Raw genomic sequence first — 12,428 nt, 5'->3', positions numbered from 1 at the left:
CCGCCGCGACCGTCGCGTACACCTCCCCGGTGTACGGCTCGAAGTCCTCGGTGGTGCGGCCGGACGCGGCGGGCACGTCCTTGCCGCCGATCAGAAGGTCACGGGTTATGGCCATGGCGCGGCTTCCTCGGGGGTACGGTCGACGACAGTACGGGAGGGGGCGAAATCCCACCCGTTGTTCGTAAAGTGAAGATCACTTCACGTTACACACTCGCGATGCTCTGCCGGGGTACCGGGAAAGTCAAGGGCCCCACCGCGGACACACGGTGGGGCTCACGGTTCCTGGTGAACCGTTCCGCTACTCGACGGCGCCGAGGCGACCGAGGGTGGGCGCGGCCAGGTCGGTGACCGTGAGGGAGTCCGGCGTCGCCATGGGGCTGAACGTGGTCACCGCGTCGGCGAATGCCCTCAGCAACACTCCCCGGGCCCGTACGGTCACGCCCGCTCACCCGTGAGGCGCACGGCGCGCGCGCCGGGTCCCGTCAGCGCTTGCCTGGTCCCGCGCGGCGGAGGAGCCTCGATAGCAGGAGCCCCTCGCGGCCCGCTCCCCCGCCGGGCCGCGGCCTTCCAAGGAGGTCACCCATGGCTACCACGGCAAGCCCCGCCTTCGACACCGAGATGCTGCGCCGAGGCACCGAGCAGGCGGACGCGTCGACCCTGCTGTCGCTCTACGCCGACGACGCCGAGTTGCGCGTCGTCGACCACACCACCCAGCCCAGCCACCCGAAGGTCCTGCACGGCCGCGGCGAGATCGGCGCGATGCTGGAGGACGTCTGCAGCCGGGACATGACGCACAAGATGGAGCAGTGCGTCGTCCAGGGCGACCAGCTCGCCTACACCGAGTCCTGCGAGTACCCGGACGGTGTGCGGGTCCTGGCCAGCTCGATGATCACCCTGCGCGACGGCAAGATCGTCGACCACACGCTGCTCCAGGCCTGGGACGAGTAGCCGGGCCGCGCGCACCCCCGGACGGCCGTCGGCCTCCGTGAGCAGCGGCACGCCGCCATGCCGCTGCGCCCTCACGCCGGGACGGCCACCGCGTCCAGCAGTCGGTGCATGTCCGCCTCGGCGAGTCGGGGGTTGGAGGCCGCGGGCCAGGCCGTGTCCGGGTCCCTCAGCAGTTCCTCGATCCGTTCTCGGGTGAGCCGGGGATCGGACGCGGCGGCCCTGCGCACCCACACGGCCTCGTCGCGGGCCAGGCTCTCGATCACCTCCGGTGCGGCGTCCGGGTCCTGAACGGCCAGCCGCCGCAAGCGGGGTTCCTCGTGGTCGGCGTACCGGACGAGGCCCTTCCCCGGGAACTGCGGCAGGCGCACCATGTCGTGGACGGATCGGCCGTCCCACTCCAGCACCGTCCGCAGCAACGCCCCGGCCGGCGCGGCGGGTTGCCTCTCGCAGATCATCAGGCGGACCACGAAGTCCTCGTCCTCGGCGAGCCGTTCGACGAGGTCGGCCGGGAGAGCCGGGTGCACGGCCGCGCTCCTGCGCAGCCAGCGGTGGGCGGAGGCCGCGCAGGCGCGCAGGGCGTCCGAGTCCCCGTCGAGCGCCAGGACCCAGCCGAGGGGGCGCAGGGCGTCCGAGCGTCGCACGCTGTGGTCGACGGCCGCGCGCTGCTCCTCGGTGAGTTCGGGGCGCGCCGACACCGCGCGGCGCACCTCGTGCTCGGAGTCCGCGGCCAGCCGCGCCACCAGGTCGGGCGGCAGCGACGGATTGCCCGCCAGCGTCTGCCGGTCGTAGGGGTCGTCGAGGTCCATCAGCCGCTCGGCGGTGGCGCGGGGCAGACACGACCCGGCCAGGATCTCCCGGCGGTGGACCGGTGTCATGGCGGCGAGGACACCGTCGGTGTGGGCGGGGTCCGTCCGGCAGGCATGCCGGGCCGCCGCCGCGCGTACGGCGGCGTCGGGGTCTCCCAGCAGTGTCTCCCGGTCGGCCGGGGTCAGCGCGTTCCAGGCCCGGCACACCCCCGTGCGGACGCCGGGGTCGTGGTGGCCGGTGTGAACGGCGAGGACCCGGGCCGGGATGCTCGGCGACATGGCCGCCGTGCGGCGCACCTCCGGGTCGGCGTCGGTGAGCAGTCGGGCGTACACGGCGTCGGGGAGGGGTTCGGCGGCGGCGCGGTACGGCGTCGGGCCGTGCGCCAGTTCCAGCAGTACGCGCCGGTCGGCGTCGTCCACCAGCCGTGCCCGGTCGGCCGCGGCGGCGACCTCGCTCTGGGCGAAGGAGGCCCGCATCCGCCAGTCCGGGTGGGTGACGAACGCGTCGACCAGGGCGGCGGGCAGCTCCGCCCGTCGGCAGAGCCAGAGCCAGGCGGCCTTCGCCTCGGGCCGCATCAGCCGCAGCAGCACCCCGGTGCTCGCGGCCCTGTTCAGGGCCAGGCCCTGGACGACCTCGCTCCGTTCGTACGTCGCCTCGTACGTCGCCTCGTACGTCGCCTCGTACGTCGTCTCGTACGTCGTCTCGTCCGTCATCGATCGCCCCCGTCGTCGTGTCGGCCGGTCATCGTACGGCGCGGGCGGTGGCCGGGAGGGAGAGGCGGTTTCGCGTCATCGCGGGCCGTCCGCCTGTTCCGGCGCCGTCGCGCGGCCATACTGGCCTGCGTGCGCGTAGCGATCATGACGGCGGGTTCCCGAGGTGACGTGGCCCCGTACACCGGGCTGGGGCACGGGCTGGTGCGGGCCGGGCACGAGGTCACCGTGGTGACGCACGACCGCTTCCGGCCGCTCGTGGCGGGCTCGGGGGTCGGTTTCCACGCGCTGCCCGTGGATCCGCGGGCCGAGCTGGAGTCGGAGCGCGGGCGGAAGCTGCACCGCAGCGCCACGGGCGCCGGGAAGCTGCTGCGGGCGGTGAACATGGCCCGTGACGCCGTCGCACGGATGGCCGACGATCTGGTGGCTGCCGCCCGCACCAGCGACGCCCTGCTGCTGGCCGGCGCGCTCGCCCCGTTCGGGCACACGGTCGCCGAGGCACTGTCGGTGCCGAGCTTCGGTGTGAACCTCCAGCCGCTGGCACCGACCGGCGCGTTCGCGCCCCCGATGACCGGGGTGCGGTCCTGGGGGCCCGTCCTCAACCGGGCAGGCGGGCACGCGGTGAACCTCGCCGTGGAGTGGATCTTCACGGAGGAGGTGCGCCGGCTGCGGACCGCGTACGGGCTGCCGCGCACCGGACGGGTCGCGGCGCACCGTGCCCGGGAACGGCTGGGGTGGACGGTGTTCCACGGTTTCAGCGCGCGGGTGGTACCCCGGCCCGGCGACTGGCGGCGCGGACTGGAAGTCACCGGGTACTGGTGGCCGTACGACCGCGAGGACCGGCTGCCCGCGGAGGTGCTGGACTTCCTCGACGCCGGGCCCGCCCCGGTGTTCGTGGGGCTCGGCAGCGCCACCGTGCCGGACGCCGCGCGGACGAGCGACCAGGTCGTACGGGCCCTGCGGGCGGCCGGGCTCCGCGGGGTGATCCAGCGTGGCTGGGGCGAACTGCGGGGCGAGGGCGACGACATGCTGACCATCGGCGAGGTGCCGCACTCCCTGCTCTTCCCCCGGATGGCCGCGGTCGTGCACCACGCGGGCGCCGGCACCACGGCGGCGGGTCTGCGCGCCGGCGTCCCCGCCGTGCCGGTCCCCGTCCAGTTCGACGAGGCGTTCTGGGCGGCCCGGCTCGTCGCCCTCGGGGTGTCGCCGGGAGCGGTACCCCTGCGGGGCTTCACCGCCGACGCCCTGGCCGCGGCGCTGCGCCGGGCGACCACCGACCCGTCGTACGGCCACCGCGCCCGGGCCCTGGCGGAGGAGTTGAGGGCGGAGGACGGGGTGGCCCCGGTCCTGGCGGCGGTGAACCGGCTGGCCGGCTGAGGCGAGGGGGCGGTCCTGGGGGACGAGCCGCCGCACGCCGACCCGACCGCCGGCTACCGACCGCCAGCCACCGACCGCCAGCCACCGACCGAGAGAGGCGCGAGGCGACTGGCGAGAGGCGAGAAGCTCTCCAGCGGGCCGCTCGCCACGCCGTCCCACCACCACGCCTCTCGGTCCGCCGTCCCAGCCGTCCCAACGCCCTCGCCGCGCTGCGTCCGCCCGCCCGGTGTCGCTCGGTGTCGCTCGGTCCGCCGTCTCAGAATCCCTCCGGGCGCCACCCGACCGGGCGGAGTATCCCGAGGAGGAGCCGGACCAGTTCGTCGACCACCTCGTCGAGGTCGGCGTCGACGTAGCCGGCCTGCCAGTCGTGGAGGAGGCCGTTGACGCTGCCGATGAAGGCCGTGGCGGCGAGGCGGTAGTCGCGGTGGGCGGCCTCCCCGCGGTCGGCGGCCGCGGCGGCCTCCGCGCAGAGGAAGTCGACCCAGCGGGAGCGGCGTTCGAGACGCTGCCGCTCCAACCGGGGGCTCACGCCGATGATCTCGGTGAAGGTGATGCGCAACCGGCGCGGATCCCCCGTCACATTGGCGGCGTACGCGCGGAACGCGGCGGTGACCCGCTCGGCGACCGGCTGTCCCTCCGCCGTGGCGAGGCCTGTGAGCGCGGCCTCCTCGGCCCAGTCGTTGACCTGGAGGTGGAGCGCGGCCAGTACGTCCTCCAGGGTGCGGAACTCCTCGTAGAACTGACGGGTCGACAGGCCCGCCGCCTCGCTGAGGGCCGCGATGGTGGTGCCCCGGAAACCCGGGCTGTCGCCGAAGAGTTGGAGGCCCGCGTCGAGGAAGCGGCGCCGGCGCTCGGCCTGGCGCTCCTCGGCGGACCGTCCTCCGTAACGGCCGGTGGGCTGTTTGAGCCTGCCCGCCACGCTTCTCCTCCCGACACAGTGTCACCCGTTCGACGATCGAACCGGCGCTCCCCTGATTTTGTCGCGTCCGTGGTCTTGTGGAGAAGCACGCCCGTTCCTTACTTTCCAGTAAGTCAACTCTGAACGCTGCTGTATTCAGATTTCCCGCCCCGTTCTCCCCCCAGAGCCGCCTTGTCATGCCCCCAGCAAGCAGGAGGAACCAGCCATGATCCCCACCCCCGGCCCCCGTCGGCGCCGGGCCCGTCACCTCGGTGCCGTGGCCGCCGCGCTCACCCTGACCGCCTCCGCCGCCGCGACCGCGTCCGCCGCCCCCGCGGCCGGCGCCGCGGACCTGCGCGAGGTGATGTTCGTGGGCAACAACTGGGAGGGCACCGCCGATGTCATCAAGGGCTCCGGCGACTTCGCGAAGATCGGCCGGGTGAACGTCATCCCGGACAAGGCCCAGCGGATGGCGGAGATCAACGCCGACCCGATCAAGTGGATCGCCTTCATGACGATCCGCAACAGCGTGGGCGAGGGCCACGACCAGTTCGTGGACGACATGTACTCCACGCCCGACGGCTCGGCGATGGTCGTCTCCCGACCCAGCTTCGCCGACGTCGTGTCGATCAACCTCACCACCGGCGCCATCAACTGGCGTTTCCCGGTGTCGGGTTTCCGCGCCGACCACATGGCGGTCTCCCCCGACGGCAAGCGGGTCGCGGTCTCGGCGTCGACCGGGAACACCGTGCACGTCCTGGACATCGTCACCGGCAAGCAGGTCGGTTCCTTCAAGACCGGCGACAAGCCGCACGAGAACATCTTCACCCGTGACGGCAAGTACATCTGGAACATGGCGATCGGCGATGTGAACACCCAGACCGACGCTCCCTGGCTGGACTGGACGAAGGGCGACCGGAAGATCACCATCGCCGACGCGAACACCTTCCAGCAGGTCAAGGTGATCGACATGCGCGACCGGCTGAACGCGATCGGGCTGAACGACTACTCGGACGCCGTCCGCCCCGCCGCGTTCTCGCCCGACGAGACGAAGCTGTACTTCCAGGTGTCGTTCTTCAACGGCTTCTTCGAGTACGACATCGCCACGGACAAGATCACCCGGACCAAGACCCTGCCGAAGTCGCCGGGAGTCAGCGACGACCGCACCACCTTCGTCAACGACTCACGTCACCACGGCCTCACGATGAAGCCGGACGGCACCAAGCTGTGCATCGCGGGGACGATGGACGACTACGCGACCGTCGTGGACCGCGCGACCCTCCAGGAAGGGCCGCTCGTCCCCGTCTCCAAGCCGTACTGGTCGACCGTCAGCGGTGACGGAAAGTCCTGTGTGGTCTCCGAGAGCGGCGCCGACCAGGTCACGGTGATCGACTTCGCCACAGGGAAGAAGACCTTGTCCGTGCCGGTCGGCGACCACCCGCAGCGGGTGCGCGTCGCGCAGGTGCCCGTCGGCTGGACCGGGACCTCCGCCCGCTGACCTACCGCCGGCTGAACTCCGAGGCCAGCCACCCCGACAGCTCCGTGCGCGCCGCGTCCAACCGCGTCGCGGACGGGGCTGTCGCCCCGTTGGTGACCAGGGCGTAGTGCAGCTTGCCCGAGTCGGGTGCGGTGAGCAGCAGTCGGCGGCTGCCGGTGCCGCCGGGTTCCCTGGCCGCCGCGACCGGAGTGGACGTGGTGTACGCCGGCGGCGAGGACGTCACCCCGAGGTCGGACACCACGGTCGTGGAGGCGGTGGGGAAGGACCCCGGCAGGTGCAGTTCCGTCGGCTCGGTGCTGCCGTCGGAGCGCCACACCAGCAGGGCGTACTGCCCGGACCCGACGAGCGAGGAGACGTTCGGCAGGGTGCTGGGCACCGGGTTCCACGTCAGCGTGGTGGAGCCGTCGCGGGAGCGGTCCTCGTAGGTGAAGGCGAGGGCACTGCCCGCCGTGGCGCTCGGGTAGACCCGGTCGAGGAGCCGGGCGTCCTGGCGGAGCACGGCCGTGCCGGAGTCGTCGAGGCGTACGGCGGAGAGGTCCTCCCCGTTCCAGGCGTCGCCCTCGGTCTGCACCTTGTCGGGGTTGTCGTTCATCAGCTCGTGGTGGCGCCCGTGGTAGAGGTCCCACTGCCACTGCGAACCGGACAGGACCGGGCCGGAGGCGGCCGGGTCCGACCACCAACTGCCGCCCTTCACGCGGGAGTCCAGCGCCTGGTACATGGCCTTGTAGACCGTGGGCGCCTTGTCGGAGACCGACCCGGCGAGCGGGTGCCCGAACTCGCTGACGATCGCGGTCGTGCCGCCGGCGGCGGCCCGGTCACGGATGGTCCCGAAGTTGGTGGAGTACTGGCCGTTCTCCGCCTTGCCCCACATGAAGACGCCGGAGATCGCCTTCTGGTCGTAGAAGTGGGTGTTGAAGACGTAGCGCGGCCCGATGGTGCCCGCGTCGAGCAGTCCGCCCTCCTGCTTCTGGAAGTCGATGTTGGCGTTCCAGAAGAGGTTCGGCTCGACGAAGGCGGGCTTGGACTGCCAGCCCGCCGCGTCCATCCGCGCGCGGAACTTGACGTAGAACGGCCACATGACGTCCTTCTCCCAGGCCCTGCTCGTCTGGCCCGAGTCGAGGACGCCGGGATGCGGCTCGTTCCACGGGTCGAAGCCGACGACGCCCTGGAACTGGTCGGCCGAGAGGTTCTGCTTGATGTACGCCATGGTCTTCTGCGCGGTGGCCAGGAAGGAGTCCTGGACGCCGTACGTGTTGTGCCAGAAGTCGTACGTGGACTTCGTGACGGCGGCGTTCGAGGTGATGTTCTGCCCCCAGAACGGGCAGATGCCGCAGTACTCGTCGGGGTAGTTCCCGAGGTCGACGGCCCACTTGGGGGCGCCGTCGCCGGTGTACCAGCTGTCGGAGTCGAACAGCCAGCGGGAGTAGAGGTCCTGGTGGAAGTCCGGGTAGACCCGGATCCCGGCGTCGAGGAAGGCACCCATCTGGGCGGTGGCCGCCGAGAGATAGGCGGTGTCGACCTGGCCGCGCACGGGCTCGGCGTACGCCCAGGACAGCAGGAAGCGGACGGAGTTGCCGCCGCCCAGCGCCCGGAGCGCGGTCGCCGATTTCCTGGCGTCGGCGACCGAGGCGAAGGGCAGACCGTTGTTCTCCTTGAGCTTCGTCTCGCCGGAGACGTTGTAGCCGCGCAGGACGACCTCGCGGCCGAGGCCGTCCTTGAACCTGCCGCCGTCGACCGTGAGGGTCGCCGCGGCCTGGGAGTCGAACCAGAGTTCGTCAGTGAGAGCGGAGGCGGGCTGGGTGGGGCCCGCCGTGGTCAGGAAGCCGGTGACGAGTACCAGGACACCGAGCAGACGTGTGCGCAATCTTGACATGTCCGCCACATTCGACATGTCCCCTACCGTCCCAATGGACAGCCGAGCCGTCAATAGCATCTGACGCACGAGTAAGTACCCGTTTTCGCAAGACAGTTCACCTGCAACGGCGATTCTTCGCCGCCACCACGCCCCGTCACCCCCTGGGCCGCAGCCCTGTTCCCACGTCAGCGGCGGCCTACCACCAGGACGTGCAGCTGACGCCGGTGCTCCCGGATGGGCCGTTCACCGACGCGCAGACGCGGAAGGCCCGGCTCGCGGAGTTGCTGGTCGGGTAGGCGGGGGTCGTGATCCTCTTGCCGGCCGTCGTCAGGCTGAACGGGCCGCACTGGATCCAGTCCCGCTTGTCGATGTCATTGGTGACGTCCATCCAGACGTCGGCCCGGGCCCCCGCCCCCCATGTGGTGGGGTTCGTGGTCAGGACTCCCCAGCCCATCGACCTGCCGCCGACGCTGCCGGTCTGCATCGCGTAGGAGGCGACGCTGATGGGGTTGTCGAGGATCAGCGCGCCTGCCCCGCCGACACCGCGGCCGCTGAGACTGTCGGGGATGTCGGTGAAGCCCTTCGCCCCGTTCACACAGTCCCCGGGGGCCGCCTGGGCGGCGCCGGACGTACCGGCCACCAGCCCTGCCCCGAGGACGAGCGCGGCCGCTCCCACGCTGAAGATCCGGCGGATGTCACGCATCGTCGTTCGTTCCCTCTGGTCGAAGAGATGGCGCCCGGCGGGATCACTGCCGAGGCAGCGACCCGGGCTCCGACGACCGGATGATCCCCTCACGCTCTTGTGGCCGACAAGCTTTTCGACCCCCGCCGAAGAGCCTTGCCCCGCAGGGCCGTTACCGCTACGGGACCGGCGTGCCGACACCGCCGCAGCCGATGACGGCGAGTCAGTCCGTGGCCGCTCGCTCGCCCGTCGGGCGCCTGCGCAGGGTCGGCTCGGTGAGGGCGCGGGGCTGCCAGACGCCGTCGGCGCGGTAGAGGTCCGTGCCCGGCGCCACGATCTCGTCGATCCGGTCGAGCACCTCGTCGTCGAGCACCAGGTCGGCCCCCTTGAGCAGCGAGGTGAGCTGGTCCATCGTGCGCGGGCCGATGATGACCGACGTGACGGCCGGGTGCACCAGCGGGAAGGCGACGGCCAGTTCCGGCAGGGTGCGGCCCATCTCCTCGGCGAGGGCGACGAGCCGCTCGACGGCCGCGTACTTCTCCGCGTTGCCCGGCAGCGCCGGGTCGAAGCGGTGCGGGGTGAGTCTGGGCCGGCCTGCGGTGAGGTCGACCGGTCGTCCCTCGCGGTAGGCGCCGGACAGGAAGCCCGAGGCGAGCGGCGACCAGGTCAGCACCCCCATGCCCAGGCGCTCCGCGGTGGGCAGTACGGCCCGTTCGATGCCGCGTGCGAGGATCGAGTACGGCGGCTGCTCCGTGCGCAGCCGCATCAGCCCGCGCCGTTCCGCCACGTGGTGCGCCTCGACGAGGTCCTCCGCGGGGAACGTGGAGCAGCCGAACGCCCGGATCTTGCCCGCCCGCACCAGGTCGGTGAGGGCGGACAGTGTCTCCTCGATGTCGGTGGTGTGGTCCGGGCGGTGCACCTGGTAGAGGTCGATCCAGTCGGTGTCCAGCCGCCGCAGGCTGTCCTCGACGGCCCGGACGATCCAGCGGCGCGAGTTGCCGCTGCGGTTGCGTCCCTCGCCGAGCGGGAAGTGCACCTTGGTGGCGAGCACGATGTCGTCGCGCACCCCCTTGAGCGCTTTGCCGACGATCTCCTCGCTCTCCCCGGCCGAGTACATGTCGGCGGTGTCCACGAAGTTGATGCCCGCGTCGAGCGCGGCACGGATGATGCGCGCGCCGTCCTCGTGGTCGGGGTTGCCGACGGCGCCGAACATCATCGTGCCGAGGCAGTGGGTGCTGACCTCGATGCCGGTCTTGCCGAGGACTCGATAGCGCATGCCGTTGCTCCGTCGCAGGTGGGGTGGGTCGGGAGCGTCAGCCTAGGAGTTGGAGTGCACTCGACGGCAAGGGCCGGGGGGCGGGCGTCGGCGGCTCGCGCCCGTCCGGTGTGAGCCCGCCCGTCCCCTCCCGGTGTCGGCCCGCGCGTCCCGTCCCGGTGTCAGCCGAAGGCTGCGCGCAGTGCGGGCAGCAGGGTCTTCTCCGACCAGTCGAGATAGGCGGGTTGGGACTCGCCGCCGATCTGCACCAGCGCGATCTCGGTGAACCCGGCCTCCGCGTACGGACGTACGGCCTCGACGAAGGCGTCCGGGTCGTCGCCGCACGGGATGGAATCGGCGACGTCCTCGGCGCGGACGAACTGGGTGGCCGAGGTGAACGAATCGGGGTGCGGCAGCTCGGAGTTGACCTTCCAGCCGCTGCCGAACCAGCGGAACTGGTCGTGGGCGCGCCGGACGGCCGTGTCACGGTCGGGGTCGTAGCAGATCGGCAACTGGCCCACCCGTGGCTTGCCCTCGCCGCCGTGCCGGTCGAAGGCCCCCAGCAGTCCCGCGTCCGGCTCCGTCGCGATGACGAGGTCGGCAAGCCGGCCCGCGAGGGCGCAGGACTGCTCGCCGGAGACGGCGATGCCGAGGGGCGGCGGTTCGTCCGGCAGGTCCCACAGCCGAGCGGACTCCACGTCGAAGTGGGAGCCGTGGTGCGTCACATGACCGCCCTCGAAGAGTGCCCGGATGATCTCCACGGCCTCCTCCAGCATCTCGTGCCGTACGTCGACGGAGGGCCAGCCGCCGCCCACGACGTGCTCGTTGAGGTTCTCGCCCGAGCCGAGTCCGAGCCGGAACCGTCCCTCGGACAACAGCTGCATCGTCGCCGCCTTCTGCGCCACCACCGCCGGGTGGTAGCGGAACGACGGGCACGTCACATAGGTCATCAGGGGGATGCGGGAGGTGGCCTGCGCCGCCGCGCCGAGCACGCTCCACGCGTACGGCGAGTGGCCCTGCGAGCGCAGCCACGGGAAGTAGTGGTCGGAGGTGACCGAGAAGTCGAAGCCCGCGTCCTCGGCCCGGACGACATGGTCGACGAGCTCACGGGGACCGGCCTGCTCGGTCATCATCGTGTATCCGATGTGCACCATGGCTGCCGGGTCCCCGACCGGGGCGGGTCCGAAACAGCCCGTCCGCTGCCTCCTCGGACGGACGGGGCGCTCCCCCGGGGCACGGCGGCGCGCGGCTTCGGGCCGGAGGGGCGGCGGAGGCGGAACTGTCGGACGCTGGAACCGCGGGGGCGGTGAGAGGAGCGCGGCCATGCGTGAGGTCCTCCCGGCGGTCGGCGAGTGGTACGCGGCGGGCGCCCCGTTCGGGCTCGCGACCGTCGTCACGGTCACCCGCAGCGCGCCCCGCGAACCGGGAGCCGCACTGGCGGTCGGCCCCGGCGGCGAGGTCGTGGGCAGTGTCTCCGGCGGCTGTGTGGAGGGCGCGGTGTTCGAGCTGGCCCAGGAGGTGGTGGCGTCCGGGCAGGCGCGGCTGGAGACGTTCGGGTACAGCGACGAGGACGCGTTCGCGGTGGGGCTGACCTGCGGCGGGGAGATCGGTGTGCTGGTGCGGCGGGTGACGCCGGCGCAGGACCCGGCGCTGGGGGAGGTCGTCCGGGCCGTGGCCGCCGGGCGGCCGGTGACCCTGGCGACCGTCGTCGACGGCCCCGCGCCGCGCGGCGCCACCCTCGCCGTCCGGCCCGAGGCGGTGTCCGGCTCCCTCGGCGCGGCCGGGCTGGACGCGGCGGTCGCCGCCGACGCGCGCGGGGAGCTGGCCCTGGGCGCCACGGTGGCGCGGCACTACGGGCCGCGCGGCGAGCGGCGCGAGGACGCCGTCACCGTCTTCCTGCACTCGTTCGCGCCGCCGCCGCGCATGCTGGTGTTCGGGGCGATCGACTACGCGGCCGCGGTCGCCCGTATCGGCGTCTTCCTGGGCTACCGGGTGACGGTGTGCGACGCCCGGCCGGTCTTCGCGACGCCGCGGCGGTTCCCGGACCCCGTCGAGGTGGTCGTCGAGTGGCCGCACCGCTTTCTGCGGGGGACGTCCACCGACGACCGCACGGTCGTCTGCGTCCTGACCCACGACCCGAAGTTCGACGTGCCGTTGCTGGAGGAGGCGCTGCGCCGGCCGGCCGCGTACATCGGGGCGATGGGCAGCCGGCGTACGCACGACGACCGGATGCGGCGGCTGCGGGAGGCCGGCCTGGACGACGCCGAGCTGGCCCGGCTGCGCTCCCCCGTCGGCCTCGACCTGGGCGCCCGTACGCCCGAGGAGGTGGCCGTCTCCGTCGCGGCGGAGATCGTCGCGCTCAGGTGGGGCGGCAGCGGGGCGCCGCTGACGGCGACGT

At 72.4% G+C, this 12,428-nt stretch carries 11 protein-coding genes; 4 read left to right on the top strand and 7 right to left on the bottom strand.

All coding sequences use genetic code 11. The annotated features are described in order from the left end of the window. Positions 1-298: 298 nt before the first annotated feature. The gene (locus AOK15_RS45165) at positions 299-439 is read right to left on the bottom strand and encodes a hypothetical protein (RefSeq protein WP_157870330.1); all 141 of its coding nucleotides are present in this window, start codon (positions 437-439) and stop codon (positions 299-301) included. Positions 440-582: 143 nt separating this feature from the next. Here AOK15_RS45165 and AOK15_RS21580 point away from each other — a divergent pair, with 143 nt between their 5' ends. Further along, positions 583-948: a nuclear transport factor 2 family protein gene (locus AOK15_RS21580; RefSeq protein ID WP_055519382.1), complete on the top strand. Its 366-nt coding sequence runs from the start codon at positions 583-585 to the stop codon at positions 946-948. A gap of 71 nt (positions 949-1,019) precedes the next feature. On the opposite strand, the gene AOK15_RS21575 is transcribed toward AOK15_RS21580, so the two are convergent. Beyond that, a complete protein-coding gene (locus AOK15_RS21575; protein ID WP_055519379.1) occupies positions 1,020-2,468 on the bottom strand; it encodes a hypothetical protein in 1,449 nt (482 codons plus the stop codon). 144 nt (positions 2,469-2,612) lie between these two features. Between AOK15_RS21575 and AOK15_RS21570 the strand changes: the two genes are divergently transcribed. After that, positions 2,613-3,842: a glycosyltransferase gene (locus AOK15_RS21570; protein WP_055519376.1), complete on the top strand. Its 1,230-nt coding sequence runs from the start codon at positions 2,613-2,615 to the stop codon at positions 3,840-3,842. Between the two features lie 256 nt (positions 3,843-4,098). On the opposite strand, the gene AOK15_RS21565 is transcribed toward AOK15_RS21570, so the two are convergent. After that, positions 4,099-4,761 carry a TetR/AcrR family transcriptional regulator gene (locus AOK15_RS21565; RefSeq protein WP_055519374.1) on the bottom strand — a complete coding sequence of 221 codons (663 nt, stop codon included), beginning with the start codon at positions 4,759-4,761 and terminating at the stop codon, positions 4,099-4,101. A gap of 205 nt (positions 4,762-4,966) precedes the next feature. Here AOK15_RS21565 and AOK15_RS21560 point away from each other — a divergent pair, with 205 nt between their 5' ends. Then, the gene (locus tag AOK15_RS21560; protein ID WP_055519372.1) at positions 4,967-6,238 is read left to right on the top strand and encodes a YncE family protein; all 1,272 of its coding nucleotides are present in this window, start codon (positions 4,967-4,969) and stop codon (positions 6,236-6,238) included. Between the two features lies 1 nt (position 6,239). On the opposite strand, the gene AOK15_RS21555 is transcribed toward AOK15_RS21560, so the two are convergent. From AOK15_RS21555 to AOK15_RS21540, 4 genes are all read right to left on the bottom strand, one after another. Further along, entirely contained in the window at positions 6,240-8,111 is a 1,872-nt protein-coding gene (locus tag AOK15_RS21555) for a glycoside hydrolase family 5 protein (RefSeq protein WP_240508535.1), read from the bottom strand. Positions 8,112-8,289: 178 nt separating this feature from the next. Further along, complete coding sequence (locus AOK15_RS21550) at positions 8,290-8,796, bottom strand: hypothetical protein (protein WP_055519367.1); 507 nt, start codon at positions 8,794-8,796, stop codon at positions 8,290-8,292. Between the two features lie 202 nt (positions 8,797-8,998). Continuing rightward, on the bottom strand, positions 8,999-10,051 hold the full coding sequence (locus AOK15_RS21545) for an aldo/keto reductase (protein WP_055519364.1): 1,053 nt from the start codon (positions 10,049-10,051) through the stop codon (positions 8,999-9,001). Between the two features lie 161 nt (positions 10,052-10,212). After that, positions 10,213-11,184, bottom strand: coding sequence for an LLM class F420-dependent oxidoreductase (locus tag AOK15_RS21540; protein ID WP_055519362.1), 972 nt, complete (start codon positions 11,182-11,184; stop codon positions 10,213-10,215). A gap of 169 nt (positions 11,185-11,353) precedes the next feature. On the opposite strand from AOK15_RS21540, the gene AOK15_RS21535 reads away from it, so the two are divergent. Next, positions 11,354-12,428: XdhC family protein (locus tag AOK15_RS21535; RefSeq protein WP_055519359.1), on the top strand; the 1,075-nt coding region annotated here is incomplete at its 3' end.

The sequence above is a fragment of the Streptomyces ossamyceticus genome (assembly GCF_001418475.1).
GTDB lineage: Bacteria > Actinomycetota > Actinomycetes > Streptomycetales > Streptomycetaceae > Streptomyces > Streptomyces ossamyceticus.
Note: the sequence above shows the minus strand (reverse complement) of the source record. Positions and strands in the feature narration are given on the sequence as shown.